21 protein-coding genes are annotated in these 23,472 nt (G+C 72.3%); 11 read left to right on the top strand and 10 right to left on the bottom strand.

The window, feature by feature from the left end; genetic code table 11:
• Nucleotides 1–44 precede the first annotated feature (44 nt).
• The gene (locus ACH47X_RS12270; RefSeq protein WP_397404589.1) at nucleotides 45–2,516 is read left to right on the top strand and encodes a glycoside hydrolase family 2 protein; all 2,472 of its coding nucleotides are present in this window, start codon (nucleotides 45–47) and stop codon (nucleotides 2,514–2,516) included.
• Here the strand turns inward: ACH47X_RS12270 and ACH47X_RS12265 are convergent.
• The gene (locus ACH47X_RS12265) at nucleotides 2,513–3,190 is read right to left on the bottom strand and encodes a TetR/AcrR family transcriptional regulator (protein ID WP_397404587.1); all 678 of its coding nucleotides are present in this window, start codon (nucleotides 3,188–3,190) and stop codon (nucleotides 2,513–2,515) included. The two genes, ACH47X_RS12270 and ACH47X_RS12265, sit on opposite strands and share 4 nt — an antisense overlap.
• A gap of 60 nt (nucleotides 3,191–3,250) precedes the next feature.
• Here ACH47X_RS12265 and ACH47X_RS12260 point away from each other — a divergent pair, with 60 nt between their 5' ends.
• Together ACH47X_RS12260 and ACH47X_RS12255 are read left to right on the top strand one after the other, a co-directional pair.
• Complete coding sequence (locus tag ACH47X_RS12260; protein ID WP_397404585.1) at nucleotides 3,251–3,667, top strand: DUF952 domain-containing protein; 417 nt, start codon at nucleotides 3,251–3,253, stop codon at nucleotides 3,665–3,667.
• A gap of 24 nt (nucleotides 3,668–3,691) precedes the next feature.
• Complete coding sequence (locus tag ACH47X_RS12255; RefSeq protein WP_397404583.1) at nucleotides 3,692–4,432, top strand: YdcF family protein; 741 nt, start codon at nucleotides 3,692–3,694, stop codon at nucleotides 4,430–4,432.
• A 37-nt stretch (nucleotides 4,433–4,469) separates the two neighbouring features.
• On the opposite strand, the gene ACH47X_RS12250 is transcribed toward ACH47X_RS12255, so the two are convergent.
• The 5 genes from ACH47X_RS12250 to ACH47X_RS12230 all read right to left on the bottom strand — a co-directional run bounded on the left by ACH47X_RS12250 (nucleotide 4,470) and on the right by ACH47X_RS12230 (nucleotide 9,064).
• On the bottom strand, nucleotides 4,470–4,811 hold the full coding sequence (locus ACH47X_RS12250) for a hypothetical protein (protein ID WP_036961775.1): 342 nt from the start codon (nucleotides 4,809–4,811) through the stop codon (nucleotides 4,470–4,472).
• Between the two features lie 47 nt (nucleotides 4,812–4,858).
• Entirely contained in the window at nucleotides 4,859–5,689 is an 831-nt protein-coding gene (locus ACH47X_RS12245; RefSeq protein WP_397404581.1) for a carbohydrate ABC transporter permease, read from the bottom strand.
• Nucleotides 5,689–6,657, bottom strand: a complete 969-nt coding sequence (locus ACH47X_RS12240) for a carbohydrate ABC transporter permease (RefSeq protein WP_397404579.1) — start codon at nucleotides 6,655–6,657, stop codon at nucleotides 5,689–5,691. Before ACH47X_RS12240 ends, ACH47X_RS12245 begins: the two co-directional genes overlap by 1 nt.
• A gap of 3 nt (nucleotides 6,658–6,660) precedes the next feature.
• Nucleotides 6,661–8,007: an ABC transporter substrate-binding protein gene (locus ACH47X_RS12235; RefSeq protein WP_397404577.1), complete on the bottom strand. Its 1,347-nt coding sequence runs from the start codon at nucleotides 8,005–8,007 to the stop codon at nucleotides 6,661–6,663.
• 70 nt (nucleotides 8,008–8,077) lie between these two features.
• Nucleotides 8,078–9,064 (bottom strand): LacI family DNA-binding transcriptional regulator, encoded by a 987-nt coding sequence (locus ACH47X_RS12230; RefSeq protein ID WP_397404575.1) that lies wholly within the window; start codon nucleotides 9,062–9,064, stop codon nucleotides 8,078–8,080.
• Nucleotides 9,065–9,292: 228 nt separating this feature from the next.
• Here ACH47X_RS12230 and ACH47X_RS12225 point away from each other — a divergent pair, with 228 nt between their 5' ends.
• Complete coding sequence (locus ACH47X_RS12225) at nucleotides 9,293–10,351, top strand: ADP-ribosylglycohydrolase family protein (protein ID WP_397404573.1); 1,059 nt, start codon at nucleotides 9,293–9,295, stop codon at nucleotides 10,349–10,351.
• On the top strand, nucleotides 10,348–11,355 hold the full coding sequence (locus ACH47X_RS12220) for an ADP-ribosylglycohydrolase family protein (RefSeq protein WP_397404571.1): 1,008 nt from the start codon (nucleotides 10,348–10,350) through the stop codon (nucleotides 11,353–11,355). The genes ACH47X_RS12225 and ACH47X_RS12220 overlap by 4 nt, the downstream gene beginning before the upstream one ends.
• Before the next feature lie 153 nt (nucleotides 11,356–11,508).
• Here ACH47X_RS12220 and ACH47X_RS12215 read toward each other — a convergent pair whose 3' ends face one another.
• On the bottom strand, nucleotides 11,509–12,537 hold the full coding sequence (locus tag ACH47X_RS12215) for an SGNH/GDSL hydrolase family protein (RefSeq protein WP_397404569.1): 1,029 nt from the start codon (nucleotides 12,535–12,537) through the stop codon (nucleotides 11,509–11,511).
• A gap of 281 nt (nucleotides 12,538–12,818) precedes the next feature.
• Between ACH47X_RS12215 and ACH47X_RS12210 the strand changes: the two genes are divergently transcribed.
• The gene (locus ACH47X_RS12210) at nucleotides 12,819–13,190 is read left to right on the top strand and encodes a hypothetical protein (protein WP_397404567.1); all 372 of its coding nucleotides are present in this window, start codon (nucleotides 12,819–12,821) and stop codon (nucleotides 13,188–13,190) included.
• A 66-nt stretch (nucleotides 13,191–13,256) separates the two neighbouring features.
• Entirely contained in the window at nucleotides 13,257–14,231 is a 975-nt protein-coding gene (locus ACH47X_RS12205) for an LLM class flavin-dependent oxidoreductase (protein WP_397404565.1), read from the top strand.
• Between the two features lie 17 nt (nucleotides 14,232–14,248).
• Here ACH47X_RS12205 and ACH47X_RS12200 read toward each other — a convergent pair whose 3' ends face one another.
• Both ACH47X_RS12200 and ACH47X_RS12195 read right to left on the bottom strand, forming a co-directional pair.
• On the bottom strand, nucleotides 14,249–15,490 hold the full coding sequence (locus tag ACH47X_RS12200) for a sensor histidine kinase (protein ID WP_397404563.1): 1,242 nt from the start codon (nucleotides 15,488–15,490) through the stop codon (nucleotides 14,249–14,251).
• Nucleotides 15,487–16,155, bottom strand: coding sequence for a response regulator transcription factor (locus tag ACH47X_RS12195; RefSeq protein ID WP_397404561.1), 669 nt, complete (start codon nucleotides 16,153–16,155; stop codon nucleotides 15,487–15,489). The genes ACH47X_RS12200 and ACH47X_RS12195 overlap by 4 nt, the downstream gene beginning before the upstream one ends.
• A 258-nt stretch (nucleotides 16,156–16,413) precedes the next feature.
• On the opposite strand from ACH47X_RS12195, the gene ACH47X_RS12190 reads away from it, so the two are divergent.
• Nucleotides 16,414–17,910, top strand: a complete 1,497-nt coding sequence (locus ACH47X_RS12190; RefSeq protein ID WP_397404559.1) for a SulP family inorganic anion transporter — start codon at nucleotides 16,414–16,416, stop codon at nucleotides 17,908–17,910.
• Nucleotides 17,911–17,938: 28 nt separating this feature from the next.
• Here ACH47X_RS12190 and ACH47X_RS12185 read toward each other — a convergent pair whose 3' ends face one another.
• Nucleotides 17,939–18,388, bottom strand: coding sequence for a DUF7144 family membrane protein (locus ACH47X_RS12185; RefSeq protein WP_397404557.1), 450 nt, complete (start codon nucleotides 18,386–18,388; stop codon nucleotides 17,939–17,941).
• Nucleotides 18,389–18,555: 167 nt separating this feature from the next.
• On the opposite strand from ACH47X_RS12185, the gene ACH47X_RS12180 reads away from it, so the two are divergent.
• The 3 genes from ACH47X_RS12180 (at nucleotide 18,556) to ACH47X_RS12170 (ending at nucleotide 23,382) form a co-directional block, all read left to right on the top strand.
• Nucleotides 18,556–21,465 carry a WD40 repeat domain-containing protein gene (locus tag ACH47X_RS12180; protein ID WP_397404555.1) on the top strand — a complete coding sequence of 970 codons (2,910 nt, stop codon included), beginning with the start codon at nucleotides 18,556–18,558 and terminating at the stop codon, nucleotides 21,463–21,465.
• A gap of 130 nt (nucleotides 21,466–21,595) precedes the next feature.
• Nucleotides 21,596–22,558 (top strand): ATP-binding cassette domain-containing protein, encoded by a 963-nt coding sequence (locus tag ACH47X_RS12175; RefSeq protein ID WP_397404553.1) that lies wholly within the window; start codon nucleotides 21,596–21,598, stop codon nucleotides 22,556–22,558.
• On the top strand, nucleotides 22,555–23,382 hold the full coding sequence (locus tag ACH47X_RS12170) for an ABC transporter permease (RefSeq protein ID WP_397404551.1): 828 nt from the start codon (nucleotides 22,555–22,557) through the stop codon (nucleotides 23,380–23,382). Before ACH47X_RS12175 ends, ACH47X_RS12170 begins: the two co-directional genes overlap by 4 nt.
• Nucleotides 23,383–23,472 lie beyond the last annotated feature (90 nt).

Here is a 23,472-nt window from a genome sequence, read left to right as displayed (position 1 = left end):
CGTCCACATCGACTCAGAGCCGATCCGCCGAAGGGACCTCTCGCATGACGGTCGAACGCCGACTGCTCCACGACGGCTGGACCGTTGAACCCGGTCGTGGCCCCGTGCCCGACGCCGTCCGCGGGGCCGGCCCGGTCGCGGCCACCGTGCCCGGCAGCGTGCACACGGACCTCCTGGCCGCCGGGCTGATCCCCGACCCGTACCTCGACGACAACGAGGCGACGCAGAAGTGGATCGGCCTGACCGACTGGACCTACCGCACGACCTTCGAGTGGTCGGCCGGCGGCCACGCCCGCCACGAGCTCGTCTTCTCGGGCCTGGACACCGTCGCGGTGGTGCGCCTCAACGGCGTCGAGCTCGGTGCCGTCCGCAACATGCACCGCACGTACCGGCTCGACGTGGCGCGCACGCTGCGCGCGGGGGAGAACATGCTCGAGGTCGCGTTCTCCTCGCCCGTGCGGTGCGCGGACGCCGCGAGCCTCTCCCTCGGCTACCGGCCCCACACCAACCGCCACCCGTACAACGCGATCCGCAAGATGGCGTGCAGCTTCGGCTGGGACTGGGGCATCGAGACCGCCACCTCCGGCATCTGGCGCCCCGTCACGCTGGAGAGCTGGTCCGCCGCGCGTCTCGGCGAGCTCCGGGTCGCCGGTGACGTCGTTGACGGCGTGCCGCGGGCCCGGGTGACGGCGCACGTCACCGGTGCCGGTGACGGCGCCCGCGTGCGGGTCCGGGTCGCGGGCGCCGAGGCCACCGCGGCGGTGGCGGGCGGCGTGGCCGCGCTCGACCTCGCGGTGCCCGACGCCCGCCTCTGGTGGCCGCGCGGCCACGGCGACCAGCCGCTCTACGACCTCGTCGTCGAGCTGCTGGACGGCGACGGCGACGGCGACAGCAGTGACGACAGCGGTGTCAGCGACGCGCAGACCCGGCGCGTCGGGTTCCGCTCGGCCGCCGTCCGCCTGGAGCCGGACGCGGCCGGCACCGGCTTCGCGATCGTCGTCAACGGCGAGCAGATCCTCGTCCGCGGCGCCAACTGGATCCCCGACGACGCGTTCCCGCACCGCGTGGACCGCGCCCGGTACGCCCGACGCCTCGCCCAGGCCGAGTTCGCCGGCATCAACCTCGTGCGCGTCTGGGGCGGCGGAATCTACGAGTCCGAGGACTTCTACGCCGAGTGCGACGAGCGCGGCATCCTCACCTGGCAGGACTTCCTCACGGCGTGCGCCGCCTACGCCGAGGACGAGCCGCTCTGGTCCGAGTTCGAGGCGGAGGCGCGCGAGGCGATCGTGCGCCTGGCCGCCCATCCCTCGCTCGTCGTCCTCAACGGCAACAACGAGAACGTCTGGGGCCACCAGGACTGGCACTGGCAGGAGAAGCTCGAGGGCCGCACCTGGGGCGCCGGCTACTACTACGACCTGTTCCCGTCCCTGGTCGCCGAGCTCGCGCCGCACGTGCCCTACACGCCCGGCAGCCCGTTCTCGCCCAACCCCGACGCCTACCAGAACGACCCGGCGCACGGCACCGTCCACGTCTGGGACCTCTGGAACACCCGCGACTGGCCGCACTACCGCGAGTACCGCCCACGGTTCGTCGCCGAGTTCGGCTGGCAGGGGCCGCCCACCTGGTCGACCCTGAAGCGCTCGGTCTCCGACGACCCGCTGACCCCCGAGTCGCCGGGGATGATCGTGCACCAGAAGGCCAACGACGGGAACGGCAAGCTCACGCTCGGCCTCACCGCCCACCTGCCGCTGCCCGACGACATGGCCGACTGGCACTGGGCCATGTCGCTCAACCAGGCCGTGGCCGTCCGCACCGCGATCGAGTGGTGGCGCTCGCTGACGCCGCACAACACCGGCACGATCGTCTGGCAGCTCAACGACTGCTGGCCGGTCACCTCCTGGGCGGCGGTCGACGGCGACGAGCGGCGCAAGCCGTTGCTGTACGCCCTGCACCACGCCCACGCGGAGCGGCTGCTCACCCTGCAGCCCGACGACGACGGCGGCCTGGTGCTGGCCGCCGTCAACGACACCGCCGAAGGGTGGGCCGGCGTCGTGCGGGTGGAACGCCGGGCGTTCGACGGGACGGTGCTCGCCGCCGCGACCGTGGACCTGGCCGTCGCGCCGCGGTCGGCGCAGCGCGTCGTGCTCGACGCGGCCGTCGCAGCGGCGGACGACCCCGCCGCGGAACTGGTCGTCGCGCGCCTGGGGGCGGCGGTCAGCCACTGGTTCTACACCGAGGCGCGCGACTCGAAGCTCGGCCCGGCCGAGGTCGACGTCGATGCGTCCCGGACCGACGGCGGCTGGTCCGTGCGGCTCACGGCACGCACCCTGGTCCGGGACGCCACCTTGCTGGTGGACCGGATCGCTCCCGACGCCGAGGCCGACGACGCCCTCGTCACCCTGCTCCCTGGTGAGAGCGTGCGGATCGACGTCCGCGGGGCGGTCGGCGCCGAGGCGGCCGACTTTGCGGACCGGTTGGTGCTGCGGTCGATGAACGACCTGGTGCCCAAGCTCTAGTGCACCCCTGGTCCCAGCACGACGCCGATGGCTCGGCGAGCATGGGCGTGCGCCTCCGCGCGGGACGGCGCGGGGGCCAGCCCGAGCAGGCGCCGTCGGTGCGGCTCGCCGAGCAGGAGCGTGTACAGCGCCTCGGCCGTCTCGCGCGGGGCGTCGTCCGGACCAGCTCTCTCCGGTCCTGCGTCGTCCGAAGGCGTGAGGCTCGCGGTGAGCACCTCGATCGACCGGGCCGGGCCTCGCTCGTAGAACATCGCCGCGAGCTGCGGGAGCTGGCGCGACTCGGCGATGACCAGGCGGTGGAGCGTCACCGCGTCGTCCCCGTGCAGGATGTGCACCATCCGGGTCGTGAGCTCCTCCAGGTCCACGGCGTCGTGGTCCGCGGGCCGCTCGTGGGCGTGCAGCCGCTCCACCGCGGCGAAGAACAGCCCGGTCTTGTCCGTGAAGTGGCGGTAGACGGTCCGCTTGGTCGCGCCCGCCGCGAGCGCCACCGCCTCGATGGTCGTGCCCGCGAACCCGCGCTCCGCGAACAGGCGGACGGCGGCCTCGAGGATCTCCGCCCGCCGGGCGTCGACGTCCTCGCGGCGGGGGCGGCCCGGCCCGCGCCGTGGTTCCCCGCCGGCCGGGCCTGTGGCGCCGGGCCCTGTGGCGTCCGTCTCGTCGTCGTCGATCTTCACGGCGACAATGATACGTTGCCGTTTCATTGATGACGATCTCATGCATGCGGAGGACGGTTGATGGCCGAGGAACGACTGCTGCACGTGGCGTTCAGCGACGACTGGGAGGCGTGCGAGCGGTTCGGGGAGTACGACGTCGCGACGCGCAGCACGCTGTTCGACGACACCGGGTACCTGCACGCGACCACCGCGGAGGCCCTGCCGGCGGTGCTGCGCGCCGTCTACGGTGATGCGTCCGAGCCGCTCGTGCTCGCCGTGATCGACGAGGCGGCCCTCGCGGCCCAGGGCATCACGGTCCGCTGGGAGCCCGGCGCCGGCCCGGACGGCACCGCGGCGCCGCGCATCGAGGGCACGCTGCAGATGGACCGCGTCACCGTTCCCGCGGTGCTGCCCGTGCCACGGGGCGCGGACGGGTGGGTCGCCCCGGACCTCGACGGGTGGAACGTGCGGCGGACGCCGCCGCCTGGCGTCGTCTAGGTCCGGTGGGAATTGGGAAACATTATGAAGATCCTCTTCACGGTCGCCGGGACACTTCTGATCTGCGACGCACTGCTCGTCGCATCGGTGATCAGCGTGAACACGGGCGTCATTGCGGCGTTCGCGGTCGGCGTCGTCTACCTGCTCTACGGGCTGTTCCACGAGAAGATCCGAGCCCGGACAGGCAGTGGCTCGCCCAAGGTGCTGAGGATCTCCCTGCTGGTCGCGAATGCGGCGATCATCCTCGCCATCTCGTCCGTCGCGGCCCTCGGCAGGGTGGACACGGTCTCCTACGACGAGGACGCCGTCATCGTCCTCGGCACCGCGATCAAGGGTGAGGCCGTCACCCCGGCCCTGCGGGAACGGCTGGAGACCGCCGTCGAATACCACGAGGCCAACCCGGACGCCCTCGTCGTCGTCTCCGGAGGGCAAGGCCCCGGGGAGTCCGTCACCGAGGCGCTCGCCATGCGGAGATTCCTGGTCTCGCGGGGTATTCCTGAGAGCGCGATCCTCATGGAGGGCAGGTCGACGAGCACCCACGAGAACTTCGTCCTGACGAAGAGCCTCTTGGACGCCCGGCTGGGGGAGCGGTACAGCACGGTCTTCGTGACGAACGACTATCACGTCTTCCGGGCGAACGAGCTGTCGCGGATCGCGGGGCTCGACAGCGCCTCGCTGCACGCCGCCACACCCTGGTACACCGTTCCGGTCGACTACGTGCGGGAGTCCTTGGCGGTCGTCAAGCTGCTCCTCCTGCGGGAATGACGCCAGGTCGTTCGCCGGGCGTCATCCGCCGACGGCGTCAGCGCCAGTCCTCGTCGGCCGACAGCACGGTGGAGATGTCCCACTCGGGCTCGCGCTGGATGGGCGGGGCGTCCGTGAGCCAGCGCTCTACCGCGAGCCGGGCGACGAGCTCGTCCCGGGTGACGCTGGTCCTGCCGAACCTGCCGTCGACCCACGGGGTCCAGGACCAGGCGTGTATCTCGTCGTCGCCGAGGTCCTCCATCATGAGGCGATGGTTGTCGCTGGCCACGAGCATGGCTCCGACCAGGCGGTTGTAGTTCTCGACGGTGACGAGGTCCACCAGGCCGAGGTCGATCTGGTCGGCCGCGGTGGTGTGCAGGATTTCCTTCGCGGAAGGCATGGACACTCCTTGGTCTGGTCGGGGATCCCGGGGCGAGGACGGCCGGCTCATACGGCGATGCCGCGGGAGACGTAGCCGTCGATGAAGGTGCGTTGCATGGTCAGGAAGAGCACGACGACGGGCAGGGCCATGAGCAGCCCGGCCGCGCTGACGAGGGACCAGTCGGTGGTGAATCCCTGCTGGAACGAGTAGAGCGAGAGCGCGACGGGCTGGAAGTCGCGGTCCTGGATGAACGTGACGGCGAGCATGAACTCGTTGTAGGCCTGCAGCCCGGAGACGAGGGCGGCGGTCAGGACCGCGGGCCGGATCATGGGCAGGACGATGCGGGCGAACACCCCGAGCTCGCCGGCGCCGTCCAGCCGGGCGGCCTCCTCGTATTCCTTGGGCATGCCGATCAGGAACGCCCGCACGAGCAGGGTCGCGAACGGGCTGTACACGGCCCAGTAGATGATGATCAGGCCGATGGGCTGGTTGTAGAGGCCCAGCGTCGACCACCAGCTCACCAGCGGTACGAGGAACAGCTGGATCGGCAGCGACGAGGACACCAGCAGCCACAGGATCCACGCGCCGCCGCCGGGCAGGTCCAGGCGGGTCATGGCGTAGGCCGCCATGGTGGCGATCAGCGCGACGCCCGCCGCGGTGGCCACCGCGATGACCAGGCTGTTCAGGAGCGCCCCGCCCATGTGGGCCTGCTCCCAGGCCACGGCGAAGTTGCCCCAGCTGAACGACTGGGGGAGCCCGAGCGGGTTGCTGTCGATCTCGCGCGCGGACTTGAACGCGTTGAACGCGAACACCAGCAGCGGGCCGAGCGCGTAGAGGGCAAGCAGCCCGAGGACGATCCAGCTCACGGGCTGGGCGCGGCGGGAGGCGGTGCCCATCAGATGTCCCATCGCAGTCGTCGGCGCAGCGCGAGGTAGCCGAGCACGGTCGCGGCGCTGATCGCCGAGAGCAGCATGGCGACGGCGGAGGCGTAGCCGTGGCGCTGGTTCTGGAAGGCCTCGCGGTACAGCACCGTGCTGAGCACGTCGGTGGACCCGGCCGGCCCGCCCTGCGTCAGCACGTAGACGTAGTCGAAGACGAGGAACGACCAGATGATCGTCATCAGGCCCAGGAAGACCAGCGTCGGCCGGATCATCGGCAGCGTGATGTGCCAGAACTCGCGGACCGGTCCGGCGCCGTCGAGCCGCACGGCCTCGTACAGCGCCGGGTCCACCGACTGCATCGAGGCCAGGAAGATCACGAGCAGGAAGCCCCACCACTGCCAGGTGTTCACGAAGGCGACCGAGCCGAGGGCGAGCGACGGGTTACCGAGGAAGTTCACGTCCGCGAGGAACGGGAGGCCCAGGGTCGCCAGGGCGGCGCCGATCCCGCCGTCGGGGTCGAGGATCTGCCGCCAGACGGCGGCGGACACGACCGTCGCCAATACGTATGGGACGAAGTACAGGACGCGGAAGATCGCCTGGTACCGGCGCAGCCGGGACAGCAGGAACGCGCCCACCAGGCCCATCCCCATGGGGACGACCAGGAAGAACAGGGTCCACAGGACGTTGTGCAGCAGCGCGCTGCCGACCGCACCGGACCGGAGCATCTCGGCGTAGTTCGCCAGCCCCACGAACCGGGGCGTGCTCAGCCCGTCCCAGTCGGTGAACGAGTAGAACACCGAGGCCAGACCGGGCCCGGTGATGACCAGCAGGTTGACCACGAGCAGCGGAGCCACGAACAGCCACGCCAGGAGCCGGCGCTGTCGCCGGGCCCCCAGCGGCCGGCCCCGGAGGGCCGGCCGCGGTTCGCGACGCACCGGGGCCGCCGCCAGCGAGGCCCCGGTGGTCGCTGTCTCTGTGGTCACCGGTCAGCCCTGGCTCTGGGGGGTGAAGGGAGTCAGGGTCGTACCGGCGTCGAACTCCTCGTCGAAGACGTCCTGCATCCCGGCCAGGTACTGCTCCGCTGTGCTGTCGCCGGTCACCACCTTGTCGAACTCGGTGATGAGGTAGGAGTCGGTCTTCGGCGGGAAGAAGGTCCAGGTCGCGTAGCCGACGTTGGTCGACTCGGGGATCTGGCTGTAGAGGTCCACGGTGCGGTCGTCGACCTCGTCGGGGAACTGGTCGGCGCTGACCGCCAGCGGCGGCGGGTTCTCGCCCGTGCGCGCTGTGTACTCCAGCGCCCGGTCGACGTCGCCGGCCACGTAGTCGATGAACCCGGCCGCCGCGTCGGGGTCGGCGGAGTCGGCGCTGACGGACAGCGCGGTACCGATCGCGAGGGGGAACACACCCGGCTCGACCGAGTCGCTCAGCGACGGCAGCGGCGCCCAGGCCCACTGCGACGGGTCCTCGAACACCTCCGAGAGGGAGTTGAACGACCAGGTGCCGCTGAGGTACATGGCGGTGGTGCCGTTGGCCAGGCCGGTCACGTTCGCGGTGTCGTCCGTGGTGAAGTAGGACTCCGCGCCGCCGGCCAGCCAGCCCTTGTCGATCCAGTCCTGGATCAGCTCGATCGCCGAGACGAACTCCGGGTCGGTGAAGGACGCCTCGCCCGTCAGGACGTCGTGGATCTTCTCCGGCCCGACGGCGGCGTTGAAGACCGCCGTGACGAGCCACTCGCTCATGCCCTGATAACCGGCGTTCCCGCCGCCGAGCGGCACCATGCCCGCCTCGTCGGCCTCCTCGGCGACCTGCTCGAACTCCGCGAGCGTGGTCGGCGGGGTCCAGCCGTGCTCCTCGAACACCGCGGAGTTGTAGTACAGGACCATCGACCCGTAGCTGGCCGGGACGGAGGAGACCTTGCCGTCGACGGTGCTGAGCTCGTAGGCCCAGGGCAGGAACGTGTCCTGCCAGCCGTACTCCTGCGCGTACTCGTCGAGCGAGATGGTGCGGTCCGCGCGGGCGAAGTCGGAGGCCGACGACGGCCCGTCCGAGTACACGATGTCGGGCGCCTGCCCGGCCGAGACCGCCGTGTCGGTGAGCTGCCCGATCGTGGTCAGCTCCTTGACCTCCATGTCGACCTGCGCGTCGCCGTCAGCGTTGAACCCGTCGACGAAGATCTCCTGGAAAGCCTCCTCGGTGCTCGGCGCGTAGAACGCCCCCCAGTAGGTGACCGCGTCGCCGCTGCCACTGCCGCCGCTGCTCACGCAGCCGGCCAGGGCGACCGAGACCGCGGCGGCGAAGCCGATCGGAGCCAGTGCGCGCTTGGTGATTCTCAAGGTGTCGTGTCTCTCTCGCGAGGGTGGATGGTGCCAGGCGGATAGAACAGGTGGAACGGACGGGGAGCGGTCAGGTCGAGTCGCGCACGACCAGCCGGTTGGACAGGGCCACGGCGCGGGTGACCTCGGTGACGTCGCCGTCGAGCCGTTCGAGCAGCAGGCGCGCGCACGCGCGCCCGATCTCGCGGGCCGGGTTCTCGATGGTGGTCAGCGGCGGGCTGACCAGGGACGCCGCGTCGATGTCGTCGTAGCCGGTCAGTGCGACGTCCTCCGGCACGCGCAGCCCGCGGGCCCGGGTCACGTCGAGCACGCCGATGGCGATCAGGTCGTTGGCCGCGACGATCGCGTCGGGCCGCTCGTCGCGCTCCAGCAGCAGCGCGGCGCCGTCGCGGCCGCCCTGCCGCGTGTACTCGGTGAACACGACGTCGTCGTCCCGGAGAGGCAGGCCCGCCGCCTGCAGGGCGGCCCGGTAGCCCTCCAGGCGCTGCTGGGTCGGGATCACCGACTCCTCGCCGCCGAGGAAGGCGATGCGTCGGCGGCCGCGTGCGATCAGGTGCTCGGTGACCGCACGCGCGCCGCGGACGTCGTCGCTGTGCACGTAGTCGCCGCCGCCCGGCGGCTCCTCGCCGAGCGTGACGAAGGGGATCCCGGCGTCGTGCAGCTCGGCGAGGCCGGCCGCCGGGATGCCGAACGGCGCGGCCACCATCGCGTCGACGCGCCGCGACAGGAGGCGGTGGATGGCGTTGGTCGAGCGGTCCATGCCGCTGGCGTCGGTGACGGTCAGCAGGATGTCGCGGGGCACGAGCACGTCCTGCATGCCGGCGGCGACCAGCGGGTAGAACGGGTTCTCCAGGGTCGGCACGATCAGGGCGATCGTGCCGGTGCGCCCGCCGCGGAGCTGGGACGCGCCGGGGTGGGCGCGGTAGCCGAGGTGGGTGATCGCGGCCTCCACCCGGGCCCGGGTGGCAGCCGAGACGGGCCGGTTGCCCGAGACGACCTGCGAGACCGTCGACATGCTCACGCCCGCGACCTCGGCCACCTCGCGTATTCCGACCATCACCCGCTCCTCGTCGACCCGTCGTGCGCCTCGCCGTGCGCAAAAGGTTTTGGAGTAGCATCCTGCAAACTCACCCTGTGATGCAAGACACAAGCGCAAAAAGGTGCGCAAACATCTCTACTACACCCATGCTCACCTGGCTGACGTATGCAAAACGTTACGTTTCGAGGCGGCGTTCATGGACGACGTCGCCGGGCGAGGCGAACGAGAGGCGAGGACCGGAGGAGCATGAACAACGACCGTGCGCGCGGAGCGCTGCTCGGCCTGGCGATCGGTGACGCCATGGGCGCGCCGACCGAGGGCATGACCCTTCCCGCGATCCGCGAGAGGTGGGGCCGGGTGCGCGGCTTCGTCGACCCCGACGCCGCCGGCACGGACGACACCGAGTACGCCGTCCTGTGCGCCCGGGGCGTGCTGCGGGCGGGCGCGGACCTGACGTCCGCCGTGGTGGCCGACACCTGGCTGGATGCCCTGAGCGCGCAGCGCACCGGGTTCAACCGGGCCGGCTTCAGCGAGATGATCGCGATCGCCAACCTCCACGCCGGCATGGCGCCGCCTGCCAGCGGGCAGCGCAACGCCGAGACCTGGAGCGACGGCGCGGCCATGCGCGTGGCCCCGATCGGCGTCTACGCCGCCGGGGACCCCGCCCTCGCGATCCGGATGGCGCGGGCCGACGCCGAGGTCAGCCACTCGCGCGACGGCATCTGGTGCGCCCAGGCGATCGCCGCCGGCGTCGCCGTCGCCATGGTCGCGGATGACATCGACCCCGTGCTGGACGCCATGCTCGCGTCGATGCCCGAGGACTCCTGGTCGGCCCGCACGGCGCGCCGCGCGCTCGACATCGCCACGCGCGCCGGCTCCCCGGAGGAGGCCGAGGAGGCCCTCTTCGCGGCCATCCCGCTGCGCCACTACATGTGGGCCGACGTCGCCCCCGAGGCCGTCGCGCTGACCATCGGCCTGCTGCGGGCCAACGACGGCACGCTGGGCGCCATCGAGTCCGGCGTCAACATCGGCCGCGACTCCGACACCATCGCGGCCATGGCCGGCGCCGTGGCCGGTGCCCTGCACGGCGCGAGCGCGCTCGACCCGGCGCACGTCGCCCAGGTGCGGTCCGTGACCGGCCAGTGCATCGCGGCGACGGCCGGCACCGACCTCGTGGAGCTGGCGGACGCCCTGGCCGACCGGGCGGCCGCCGACCGCGCCGACGCCGGCGGCGTGACCACCGGCAGCGTGACCACCGACGACGTCCGCGGCGACGCGGACCGTGGCAAGGAGACCCGAGCATGACCGACCGCCTCGACCGCGCCGTGGGTGCCGTGCGCGGGCTGGCCCTGGGCGACGCCCTCGGTGCGCCGGCCAGCGAGCACCGGACCGTCCGCGACCCGTGGGTGCGGCAGATGCTCCGCAAGGGTGCGCTGGAGCTCGACGAGTCCAGGGTGCTGCGGCCGGTGGTGCCGTTCGTCCTGACGGCCATCGACGCTCCGGCGCTCGTGGCGACCGACGACACCGAGACCTTCGCCGTCGCCGCCCGCGTCCTGCTGGAGGCCCCGGGCCGGGACCAGGGCACCCTGTTCGACACCTGGCGTGCCCTGCTCGACACCCCCGACACCTGGACCAGCGCCGCGCAGCGGTCCGCGCTCCTCAATGCGGAGGCCGGCCTGCGCCCACCCCACACCGGCGCCGACAACCCGGCCTTCTACGACGACACCGCTCTGCCCGGCGCCCTGGCCGTGGCGATCGTGACGGCCGACCCAGCGGCCGCAGCAGGGCTCGCGCGCAGCTACGCGAGCATCACGCACGACGGCGTCGGGGTCCACGCGGCCGCCGCGTTCGCGCGCCTGGTGGGCCACCTGCTCCAGGGCGCGCCCGTCCGGGAGGCCCTGGCCGCCGCCGACGAGGATCTCGCCGCCGACGCCTGGCTCGCCGACGGCGTGCGCGACGCGCTCACGATCGCCGACGGCGCCCGTACGCCCTTCGGGGCGGTCCCCGCGCTCGTGACCCGGTTCGCCCCGCGTACCTACAGCCACCCGGGCACGGTCGCCGAGACCCTGCCGCTCGCGATCGCGCTCCTCGTCCTGACCGAGGGCGACCACGCGGCGGCCCTGCCGCTGGCGCTGTCGGTCGCCCGGCACCAGGACAGCCTGCCCGCCCTGGTCGGCGCGCTGTGCGGAGCCACGGGCAGCGCCCCCGAGGTCGCGGACCTGGACGTGCTGCAGGGCGTCACCGTCCCGGCCGTGGCCGGGCGGTCGCTCACCGCCCTGGCGACGGCGCTGGCGCAGCAGGCGCGCTAGCCGGCGACCGCCGGTGGTCGAGCTCCGGTACGGCTCGACGGGCCGCCCCGAGCACCGCTACCGGACGGCGGGGCGCGCCTAAACCCGGGGGCCGCGCGCGCCCCGTCGTGCGGCGCGGCCCCCGGGGGCAGTGGTTCGGGTCAGCGGCTCGGTTCAGCGGCCTCGGTCCGGCGACCGCTCCCGGGCCCACCAGGCGTCGAAGTCGACGTCCCGCTCCTTCGCCAGCTCCTCCAGGCGGGCCTTGGTCGGGGGCTGGAAGAGCTTCGGCTTGATCCTGCGGTCGGCGGCGGCGTACTTCTGCTGAAGCTCGGCCTGCTCCGCGGCGCCGTCCTCCGCCCTGGCCAGGACCGTGCTCGTCGCCGCGACGCTCGCGCCGGTCAGCACGCCACTGACGAGCGGCAGGTAGCCGTTGGCGTGACCGAGCCGGTTCGGGTGGTAGGACTCCTGGACGGGGTTGGAGAAGCCGTTGATCCACTCGGTCGAGTCGCACACGGCGTGGCCGGTGAACCGGCTGACGGGGTTGACGAAGGTGAACCCGCGTGCGGAGGCGGCCGTCTGGGTGACCGAGTTGATGAGCACGACGGCGTTGTTCAGCGCCGTCTCGTCTTCCGGGCTGAAGAAGGTGGCCACGTTGCAGTCCTCGCCCATGAAGATCTTCGGGTAGCCGACCACGACCACCTTCGCGCTCGGGGCCCGCGTCCGGATGGCGGCGTAGAGCGTGTTGAGCCGGCCCGGGAGGGTGCCGGAGATGAACGTGCGTGCTGCACCGACCGCGCCGGCGCAGTCGCTGGCCCACGCCGGCAGGGCGCACTCGGTGAGCACGTCGGCGAAACCGGCGTCGTTGCCGCCCACCGAGATCGTGACGTACCTCGTGCCCGTGCCCAGCGCGCTGAGCTGGGTGCTCGTCACGTCGGCGACCACGGCTCCCGAGCACGCCCGGAAGTTGAGGCTGTAGCCCTTGGCCGCCGCGGTCAGGCTGGCGTAGGCGTAGGTGGAGCGCAGGCACTCGGTGCCGTCGGCGATGTAGGACCTGGTGCCGGTGCCCGAGGAGTAGGAGTCGCCGAGGGCGACGTAGGACTCCCCGGCGGCGTACGACGGTTCGGCCGGTGTCGTCACGAGCCCGACGGTGGCGAGGGTGGTCGCCGCGATGGTGGCGACGATGCTCAACAGGCGTTGCTTCATGTGGGCAGCTCCCTGAAGGTGGGTCGGGACACTCCAGTTGTGACCCGATCGCTACCTTTATAGGAGATTTCACCCACAGAACACAATGTCGGGAAAATGAATATCTCAAGATTGCGCCAGGTGCGCGCGATCACGGTGACGAGCTCGTCACCGTGTCGGACCTGCTGGCGCACGAGCGCCTGCGCCACGCGGTCGGAGTGTCGTGGCCGGTTCCGGTCAGTGGCCCCCACCGGTCGCCGCGGCCCTTGCGCCGGGTGGGTGCTGGTGGCTAGACAGCCCTCATGCACGCGGGAGGAGCCGTCGAGATCCGGGCGGAATCAGGGGTTCGGGTCGCTGTCGTCGAGCTGTTCGCGGCGCGGGTCGCCGGGGCGTCGCCCCGCGACCTGGCGCGACGGTTCGACGCGGACGCGGATACCGGGTTCGAGGGCCTCGCCCTGCTCGGCGAGGCGCTCGACGTCGAGCACGTCGACCTGGACACGATCCGCGCAGAGGGGGACCGGGCGGTGGTGACGGGCACCTGCCGGGCCCGGGTGCGTGCGACCGGTCTCGTCCTGGCCGGTGAGTTCGTGCTCGACGTCGCCGTCGGCCTCGACGGCCTCATCACGCGCTGTCATGTTCTCGAGGAACGCTGGACGGCGCCCGGTCCGTCGTAGCCGCCCGGGTACGGCGGTCAGGGAGCAGCGGGAAGCGCCCGGGTGCGCACGTGGTTGACGCCTCACGTGAGGCTTTCCCTGCTGGACCGTTCCCGCACCCGTACGGGGTACCCCGACAGCGCCGCGCTGACGCACACGATCGAGCGGGCGGTGTCGGCCGAGCGGCTCGGCTACCACCGCTTCTGGGTCGCCGAGCACCACGCCGTGCCGGGAATCGCCTCGGCGTCGCCGCCCGTCCTGCTCGGTGCGCTCGGCGCCCGCACCACCAGCATCAGGATCGGGTCGGGCGGCGTGATGCTGCCGCACCACCAGCCGCTGGTCGTCGCGGAGCAGTTCCTGATGCTCGACGCCCTCTACCCGGACCGGGTGGACCTCGGGGTGGGGCGCACCCTCGGCTTCACGGAGCCCGTGCGCCGGGCACTGCGGCGCGGGTCGGACGCACCGGACACCTTCGTGCAGGACGTCGAGGAGCTGCGCGACCACCTCGACGGAGCCTCGGCGGTCACCGCCCGGCCGGTGGCCGAACGCACCGTACCGGTCTTCGTGCTGGCCACCGGGCGGGGCCTCGCCGTCGCCGCGCGGCTGGGGCTGCCGGTCGTCGTCGGTGGGCCGTTGCTCGACCGCCCTGAGCTGACCGACGCGCTCGCCGCGTACCGCAAGCAGTTCCGGCCCTCGCCCCGTGCTCCCGAACCCTCGGTGACGGTCTCGTCCGACGTCCTGGTGGCGGACACCGACGCGGACGCCCGCGAGCTGGCCCTGCCGGAGGCGTGGGCGATGGCCCGGTCCCGGCAGACGGGTGAGTTCGGTCCGCTGGAGCCGGTCGCGGCGATCCGTGCCCAGCCCTGGAGCGGCCAGCTGCGCGAGCGCGTCGAGGCGCAGCTCGCGCAGGGCGCCGTCGGCTCCCCGGCCACGGTGGGCCGCCGGCTCGACCGGCTGGCGGAGGTCACGGGGGCGGAGGAGATCATGGCGTTCAGCTCCACGTACGACCGCGCGGCCCAGGCCGCGTCGGACGCCGCGCTCCGCGAGCTGGTGCACGGCTAGGCCCGCCGCGCCACTGGTCAGCCCCGGTGGAGCCCTGCCGCGGGCAGGGGTGCCTCCCGCATCCCGCGCGGGATGCTCGATGCCGGGAACGACAGCGCGAAGGTCGCACCGGACCCGGGCGCGCCGTCGATCGTCAGCTCGCCGCCGTGGGCCGTGACGATCTCGCTGACGAGCGCGAGACCCAGTCCGAGCCGCACGCTGCCCGCCTTGTCGTGCGACCCGCGCCGGAACCGCATGGTCAGCTCGCGCGCCCGGGCCGGGTCGAGGCCCTCGCCGTCGTCGGTCACGGCCACGGTGATCCCGGTGCTCCGTGGCCGCAGCGAGATGACGATCCGGCCGCCGTCGGCCACGTGGGCCAGGGCGTTGTCGACGAGCGACGACAGCGCGCGGCGCAGGGCGGTGGTGGTGCCCGTGACGACGTAGTCGGTACCCGGCTGGGTGTCGACGAGCAGGTCGACGCCCGCGAGCTGTGCCCGCGTGGCGAACGAGGCGCGGACCTCGCCGGCCAGCAGGCCCAGGTCGACCGGCACGCGGGGGAGCGGCCGGTGCTGGATCTCCGCGGCGAGGAGGAGGTCGTCGACCACCTCCGCGGCGATCTTGGCGTCCTGGGTCAGCTGCTCCAGCTCCAGCCGCTGGGCCTCGTCGTGCGCAGGACCGCGCTGCAGCAGCTGGGCCCGGGTGAGCAGGATCGCCAGCGGCGTCCGCAGCTCGTGGCTGACGTCGGAGACGAACCGCCGCTGCGACGCCAGGGCGTCGCCCAGCGACCGGACGGCCCGGCGGCCGAACGCCCAGCCGAGCACCGCCGAGGCGAGGACGCCGAGGGCGCCGGCCGTCAGCGAGAACCGGGCGAGCCGCTCGGTCTCCTCCTGCTGCTCGACGAAGTTCATGATCGCGGTGACGCGGGTCCCGTCGGGCGACTCGCCGACATAGGCGAGGAACGGGTTGCCGCAGACCTCGACCCGGGACTGGCCGTCGGGCAGCCGGGCCGCCGTCTCGCGCACGTGGCGCTCCGGGCAGTTGGTGGGCATGCCGTCGACCACCACGGTGTCGGTGCCGTCCAGGGTGACGTGGTGGCTCCCGGCCTCGGCGACCTTGGCCTGCAGCTTGACCTCGGACGCGTCCCGCCGCGCCTCCAGCCCCACCACGTACACCAGGGCGATCACCGCGGAGACCACGATGCCGACCGCGGCGCCGGTCTGGAGGGCGACCGCCAGGGAGGCCTTGCGCAGCAGCCGGCGGTCGCTGATCGCAGCGCTCACGTGGCGCCGAGCTGGTAGCCGAGGCCGCGCACCGTGCGGATCATGCCGGCGCCGAGCTTGCGTCTCAGGTAGTAGACGTAGGTGTCCACGGCGTTCGGGCTGTCCGCGTTCTGGAAGATGCGCCGGTGCAGCTCCTCGCGGCTGCGCACCCGGCCCGGGTTGGCCGCGATGATCCGCAGCAGCGCGCATTCCTGGGCGGACAGCTCCACCGGGTCGGCGTCGGGGGAGAGCACCCGCCGCGACGCGACGTCGAGCCGCCGTCCGCCCAGGTCGATCACGGGGGAGGTGTCGCTGTGCCGGCGCAGGAGCGCCCGCAGGCGCGCCAGCAGCTCGTCGCTGTCGAACGGCTTGACCACGTAGTCCTCCGCGCCGGCGTCCAGACCCTCCACCCGGTCCTCGGTGGTGCCGCGGGCGGTGAGGAGCATCGTCGGCGTCGTGATGCCCCGCGAGCGCAGCCGGCGGACCAGGTCGGCCCCCTCCATGGCGGGCAGCGTGCGGTCGATGACCAGCGCGTCCCACCGGCCCGTCAGCCCGTGGTGCAGCCCGGCCTGGCCGTCGTAGACGGGGACCACGTCGTATCCCTCCGCGGTGAGCAGTCGGACGAGCAGCTGCGAGAGGCGCCTGTCGTCCTCGACCAGCAGGAGACGGCGGGCGTCGAGGTCCATGCGCCGATTCTTTCACCCGGCCTCTGAGGTTGCTCTGAGATTCAGTCCCAAGACTTGGTCTCAGCAGGGACACGCCGAACCACGGCCTCGATCCGTACCGGGTCGCCACATGCACCTCACCTACCCGACGTTCCGCACCATCGTCGACGACCGATGCGCCCAGGGGCGCACCAGGGGGTATCTGATGCAGCATCTTCTCGTTCATGCCCGTTCCTTCGCTGACCAGGCTCGTTCCTCCGCCGACCCGGGCACCCCGCTGTGACCGCGCCCGGGAGCGTGGCGGCAGCCCCGCCGTCGTCGTCGCGACGCCGGACGTTCCTGGCGGACCTGACCGCCTCGTTCGTCGTCTTCCTCGTCGCGGTGCCGCTGTGCGTGGGGGTGGCCGTCGCCTCCGGCGTACCGGCGGAGCTGGGCCTGGTCACGGGCATCGTGGGCGGGCTCGTGACCGGGTTCCTCCCGGGCAGCAGCCTGCAGGTCAGCGGTCCGGCCGCCGGGCTGACCGTGCTCGTCTACCAGGCCGTGCAGCAGTTCGGGCTCTCGGCGCTGGGGGTCCTGGTGCTCGCCACCGGGCTGCTCCAGCTGCTGATGGGCGCGCTCCGGGTGGGCCGCTGGTTCCGCGCCATCTCGGTCTCGGTGGTCGAGGGGATGCTCGCCGGCATCGGTCTGGTGCTGATCGCCGGGCAGCTGTACTCGATGGCGGGGTTGGCCGCGCCCGCCACGAGCCTCGCGAAGATCGCGGGCCTGCCCGGCATGCTGGTGGACGTCGTACGCTCGCCCGCCGCGCTGACGTCGTTCGCGCTCGGACTGGGCACGATCGCGGTGCTCGTGCTGTGGGCGCGGATGCCGCGCCGGCTGCGGGTCGTGCCCGCACCTCTGGTGGCCGTCGGCCTGGCGATCGTGGCGGGCGCGTTCCTCGGGCCGTCGGTGGCGATGGTCGAGGTGCAGGGCCTGCTGGACTCGATCCAGCCGCCGGGGCCCGGCGACTTCAGCCGGCTCGCCGAGCTCGGGGTGCTCGGCACGATCCTCGCCTTCACGCTCATCGCCTCCGCCGAGAGCCTGTTCTCCGCCGCAGCCGTGGACCGGCTGCACGACGGGCCGCGCACGCGCTACAACCAGGAGCTGATGGCGCAGGGCGCGGGCAACGCGGTGTGCGGGGTGCTCGGCGCACTGCCGCTGACCGCCGTCATCGTCCGCAGCGCGGCCAACGTCCAGGCGGGGGCGAGGACCAAGGCGTCCCGCGTGCTGCACGGGGTGTGGCTGCTGCTCTTCGCCGCGCTGGTGCCGGCGGCACTCGGTCTCATCCCCGTCGCGGCGCTGGCCGGGGTGCTGGTGCACGCGGGCTTCAAGCTCATCCCGCTGGCGGAGATCCGCCGGCTGTGGCGTGAGCACCGGGGCGAGTCCTTCGTCCTGACGGCGACCGCCCTGGCGATCGTCTCGGTGGGCATGTTCGAGGGCGTGCTGGTCGGGCTGGCGCTCTCGGTGGTCAAGACCGCCTGGGACACCTCACGCGTGCACCTGGACGTGACCGACCCGGGCGCCGGTCCGCTCACCGTGCGCCTGAGCGGCAGCGCGACGTTCCTGCGGCTGCCCCGGCTGCTCGACCAGCTGGAGGCCCTCCCGCAGGACCGCCCCGTCGAGGTCGACCTGGCAGACCTGCACCACCTCGACCACGCCTGCCGTGCCTCCCTGGAGAACTGGGCGGCCCGGCACAGCGCCGAGACCGTCGAGCCGGTGCGGTTCGCGCAGCGGCTCTGAGGGGACCTCACCCGGTGGTGTGGCACTGTCACGCTTCGGCACGCCGCGAGAAGCGGGTGCTCAGCGCCCAGATCACCAGGAGGTAGAAGCCGATGATGATCAGGCTCCAGATGGGGTAGTACGGGATGAACGCGAAGTTCGCCAGGCAGGCCAGGCCGGCGAGCACGATGCCGGTGACGAACGCCCAGGTCTGGCGGGCCAGCACCCCGATCCCCGCGGCGAGGGCGAGCACGCCCAGGACGATGTGGATCCAGCCCCAGGTCGTCACGTCGAAGGCGTAGACGTAGTCGACGCCGGTCACGTAGACGGTGTCCTGGGCCACGGCGGAGATCCCCTGCAGCACCTGGAACAGGGACACCACGATGAGCATGGCCCCGCCGAAGCCCGCCGCACTGGGCGCTTCGGGTGGCGGGCCGTAGTAGGCGACCGGGGTCATCCCGGGATAGGGGTCGGGCCCGGAGGATTGTGCGCTGGTCATGTTCGCTCCTTGTCGGGCAGGAACGACGAGGTCGGTCCTCGACATGGACCACTCCAGCGCGCCGACGGGCTCGTGGCCTCACCCGTTCCCGGTGATTCCACCGTGGTTCGCACACCCCCGGTGAGTACTCTCGGCGTAACGGACATTCCGGGGGGAGTGGGGTTGGCGTGGACGGTGGCGGGCAGAACAAGCGGTTCGACGCATTCGTTTCCTACAGTCACACGGCCGACGCCGCGTTCAGCCGGGTTCTGCACCGTGAGCTGGAGGGCTTCGGCCGCACGAACCGCCGTGACCGCCCCCTGGAGATCTTCCGGGACGAGAGCTACCTGGCCGCAGGTAGGCAGCTCACGCCGGAGATCCAGAGCGCGCTCGGCAGGTCCGAGTGGCTGCTGCTCCTGGCGTCGCCCGCGGCGGCACGCTCCCGGTGGGTGAACCAGGAGCTCGACTGGTGGTGGGACCGGCACGGGACCTGGGAACGGTTGCTGGTCGCCGTGACCGACGGTGAGGTCGGCTGGAGCGCGGCGGAACGGGACCGCCTCGGTGAACGTTCGGCGATACCGCCCGCGTTGGCCGACCGTCTCGAGGGCGAGCTGATCTGGCAGGACCTGCGCGGCCTCAGCCGTGCGCAGCGGTTCGACTCCGGTGCGGCGGACGTGCGGATGGCGCTCGCCGGCCTTGCGGCCCCGCTGCGCGGGGTGCCCAAGGCCGACCTGATCGGGTTCCACGTCGAGTGGCAGCGCGGGGAGATCCGGCGCGGGCGACGGGTCGCGATCGCGCTCGGCGCGGCGAGCGTGGCACTCGCGCTCGCGGCCGGTGCGGCGTTCCTGCAGGGGCGCGCGGCGGCGGAGTCGAACGTCACGGCGAACGCGAGGTTGCTGTCCAACGCGGCGCTGGCGGTGGCGGACACGGACGACGAGCGGGCGAAGCTGTTGGCGGTCGAGGGGTACCGGCTGCACGAGGACGCCCAGACGACCTCCGCGCTCTATCAGGCGGCCGGTGCGAACGTCTACCGCTCCGCCCAGGTGCCCCTGCCCGGGCCCATGACGTCGACGGCCCAGCACGCGTCACTGACGGCATCAGGGACGCACGTGGTGGCCGCGACGACAGAAGGGCTGGTCCTCTGGGACACCCACGGCGCCACGACAGAGGTCCTCGGCCTCGCCGGCGAGGAGATCCTCGACGTCGCCGTCGGCGGTGACGGCACGGTCGTCGCCGCGGCCACGCCTGAGGCGGTGACGGTGTGGCGCGACGGGCGGGCCTTCGACGTCGCCGCCGAGAACGCCCGGGTCGGCGTCGACGACTCACACCTCGTCGTCGTGGAGTCCGAGCCGTTCAGCGAACGCCCGACGCGGATGAGGGTGATCGACACGTCGGACGGGTCCGTCGTCGAGGACGTCAAGAGGCATGGCGTGCCGTCGGCGGACGAGATAGGCGTCGACGACGGCGTCGTCACCATCGCCTCCGAGCTGGGCACCTGGCAACGCAGGCCGCTGGACGACCTGGGCTCGGTCGACGCGGAGGGTGACCAAGCGCTTGCCCCGATGAACGGCGTCCTACTGGCCCTCGCGCCGAACGCGAGGTATTTCGGCTTCGCCTCCTACGACCTGCGGGTCTTCCCGAACTACACGGGACGTGCGGGCGCGGCCGGCGGGGGTTTCCACCCGACCGACCCGCTGCCGATCACGACCGACAACGACCTCCGCGTGGAAGACGTCCCGGCGGCGTACGTGCCGCAGCCGCTGACATCGGGCAACACCACAGCCTTCGCGATCAGCGGCACGGGTGACCGGTACCTCGTCGCGGGCGGGGACGAGATCTGGGTGACCTCGTTGAGGGAGTCGCTCGACGGCCCGGCACGGTGGCGACTCACGGGCGCACGCCTCCCGGACGCGGCGGTCTTCCTGTCGAACAACCGGGTCGTGACCGTCGACCACGGCTCGATCACCCTCTGGAACCTGTCCGCGCGGCCGGAGGTGTACGACGAGCTGGACCTCGTGGTCCAGGACGGGCCCACCGCTGGGTTCAGCGCGACGCTCGCCGCGTCCGACGACGGCGAGCGAATCGCCGCCGTCGGCGGTTTCGGCCAGATGGTCATCGATGACGGCACCCGGACGAGAACCGTGGAGGCCGAGGGGTACTGGCCGCTCTGGCGCCGCGACGGCTCGCTGCTGATCGCCAGCACGATCGCCGGCTACGTCCTGGACGGCGAGCGCGTGACGGAGCTCTGGCTCGACGACCAGGAGACCGACACCACGTCCTGGGGCCTGTTCGGTGCCTGGGTCGTCGGGGACCGGCTGATCCTCGTGGACGGCGATCATGACGTGCAGGTGCGTGATGCGGAGACGGGCAGGCTGCTCCGCCGCATCGACACGGACATTCCGGAGCCTGAGGAGTGGGGGCGGGACACAAGCATCGTGAACAGCGCGGCCCTGAGCCCGGACGGGACGACCGTCGGGATCGCCACGGCCGACGAGCGTGGCGCCTACCTGGTGGACCTTGGTTCGGGGCGGACCAGAGCGCTGCGTGGCGAGGGCGTGGCCCGGGGCATCCTCATGACCGACGAGGCGGTGATCGTGGTGCGGCCCCAGCAGGTCGACGTCCTTGACGCGACCGGGGCCGAGCTGCGCCGGGTGATTCCGATGGAGGGGGACTTCGTCCATGCGGTCGCCATGGTGCCGGGCACGTCCTTGGTGGCCCGGGTGCGCAACGACGGGCATCTCGTGCTGTTCGACACGGGCACCGGTGACGAGATGGGCAGCTTCCCGATGCCGAGCGGCGGCTCCAGCGGTGTGAACTGGCCGTGGGCCACGGCCACCCTGACGGTCGCCGGGGAGAGCATCCTCTCGGCCTCGGCCAATGCTCCGATCGCACGCTGGGACCTGACGCCGGGGGCGGTGGTCGACGCCGCCTGCAGGGCCGCCGGCCGCGACCTGCGGCCGGAGGAGTGGAGCGCAGTCGCGTCCCTCGACCCACCCGACGACCTGAGCTGCGGCAGGGATCGGGAGCCGGAGACCCCCACCTCGTTCACAAGTGCGGTCACCGCGAACGCAGGTCTCGGCAGCGTCACCGAGCCCTGAGCCGGGCCGCATCGCACCTCCGCACCTCCGCGCGCTACCCGCGCACCCGCCTGCGACAGTGGTGTCAGCGGTACTCGCCAGGGGGACGGTCCGGGACCGGCAGCGGCCTTCGGGTGCGGGAGGAACAGGCATGTCAGAGCAGGCAGTCGTGGCCCGCGGCATCGAACGACACTTCGGTGACAAGCGGGCGGTGGCCGGCGTCGACCTCAGCGTCGAGGCAGGCGAGGTCTACGGGTTCCTGGGACCCAACGGCGCCGGGAAGTCGACGCTGACCCGCGTGCTCTGCACGCTCCTGGCGCCCACCCGGGGAACGGCCCAGGTCGCGGGCCACGACGTGGTCGACGACGCCACCGCCGTCCGGCTGCGGATCGGGGTGGCGCTGCAGGAGGCGGCGCTCGACGACAAGCAGACCGGCCTGGAGCTGCTGCGCCTGCAGGGCCGGTTCTACGGGCTGACCACGCGGGAGACCACGCAGCGGGTCGCGGAGCTGCGTGAGCTCATCGACATCGGCGACGCCCTCGACGACCGCGTGGCGACCTACTCCGGAGGCATGAAGCGTCGCCTCGACGTGGCGCTCGCACTCGTCCACAACCCGCAGGTCCTGTTCCTCGACGAACCGACCACCGGGCTCGACCCGCTCAGCCGCGCGGCCGTCTGGGCGGAGATCCGGCGGCTCAACCGCGACCTCGGCATGACCGTGTTCCTGACCACCCAGTACCTCGACGAGGCCGACGCCCTGGCCGGCCGCGTCGGGATCATCAACCACGGCCAGATCGTCGCCGAGGGCACCCCCGAGGAGCTCAAGCGCACCATCGGGACCGACGTCGTCGTCGTCGAGGTCGCGGACCGGCCCGACGCGGCACGCTCCGCGCTGGCCGGTCTCGGCGGCATCCGGAGCATCGACGTCGAGGCCCACCGGCTCATGGTCTCCGTCGAGGACGGCGCCCAGGCCATCAGCCCGGTGGCGCTCGCGCTCGACCGCTCGGGCATCCGGGTGCGCGAGCTCGCCCTGCGGCGCCCCACGCTCGACGACGTGTTCTTCCGGGTCACGGGCGAGCGGATCCTGGACGACGAGGAGAAGGGACGGCCATGACCACGGACCGGAGCACCGGCCGGAGCACGCAGGGCGTCCGGCAGCAGACCATCAAGGGCCGTCCCGCCGGCTTCTGGCGCGACCTCGCCTCCGTCGCCATCCGTGCCCTGCGGCAGATCCCCCGGGAGCCGGAGGCGATCATCCCCGCGCTCGTCATCCCGGTCTTCTTCTTCGTCGTCAACGTCGGTGCGCTGTCCGACGTCGCCTCGGTGGCCGGGATCGACGACTTCAAGGCGTTCCAGATCCCGGTCGCGATCGTCTTCGCGGTCACCGGCGTCTCGCGGGCGAGCGCGCTGGTCACCGACATCACCGGCGGCTACTTCGACCGGCTCCTGCTCGCGCCGATGCACCGCACCTCGCTCCTGCTGGGGCTGATGGTGGCCGACCTCGTCCTGGTGATCGCGCTGTCGGTCCCCGTGCTCGCCCTCGGCTTCGCGCTCGGCGTGCGGTTCGCCACGGGGGTGGCCGGCGTCGTTGCCTTTCTGCTGCTGGCCGGGTTCTGGGGGCTGGCCTTCACGGGGTTCCCGTACGCCATCGCGCTCCGCACCGGGAACCCCGCCGCCGTCAGCTCCAGCTTCCTGCTGTTCTTCCCGTTCGCGTTCCTGACCACGTCCTTCCTCCCGCTGGACGCCCTGACGGGGTGGCTCGCCACCATCGCGGTCTACAACCCCGTCACGTACCTGCTCGCGGCCCTGCGGTCCCTGATCATGGACGGCTGGGACGGCACCGCCCTCTGGCAGGGCGCCGCCTCGATCGCCGCGGTCGCGCTGGTCAGCTTCACCGTCGCCTTCCGGGCGCTGGCGGGGCGGACGTCGCGCGCCTGAGGCGCAGGCGTCGCCGTCGTACCGCCCGTCGGGCGGGAGTTGTCGGGAGAAGCGGGCCGCCGCTAGGGTCCGCCCTGGACAATTCGCCCA

The sequence above is a fragment of the Promicromonospora kroppenstedtii genome, assembly GCF_044389675.1.
Lineage (GTDB): Bacteria > Actinomycetota > Actinomycetes > Actinomycetales > Cellulomonadaceae > Promicromonospora > Promicromonospora kroppenstedtii.
The sequence above is the reverse complement of the archived record's forward strand: the minus strand, read 5'-3'. Positions and strand labels throughout refer to the sequence as shown.